This is a genomic window from Micromonospora sp. DT81.3 (assembly GCF_049847225.1).
Taxonomy (GTDB): domain Bacteria; phylum Actinomycetota; class Actinomycetes; order Actinomycetales; family Microbacteriaceae; genus Microbacterium.
Map to the genome: position 1 here is coordinate 1 of NZ_JBNCNY010000070.1, position 215 is coordinate 215.

The window sequence follows — 215 nt, forward strand, 5'->3', positions numbered from 1 at the left end:
GGGATCAGCACGCTGACCGGGTTCGCGTTAGCGGTCGAGATCGGCGACTGGGACCGGTTCACCGGGAACAGTATCGGTTCGTTCGTCGGCCTGGTGCCCAGCGAGTTCTCCTCCGGCCAGTCCCGCATGCAGGGGCCGATCACCAAGACCGGGAACGGCCACGCTCGTCGTCTGCTGGTGGAAGCGGCCTGGCATCACCGCCCCCGCTACCGGGT

The 215-nt window shown here is 67.9% G+C and carries 1 protein-coding gene; it reads left to right on the forward strand.

The window, feature by feature from the left end; translation table 11 throughout:
• Positions 1-215 (forward strand): transposase (locus ACPW96_RS23380; protein WP_425886145.1); only part of this gene is annotated, 215 nt, incomplete at both ends.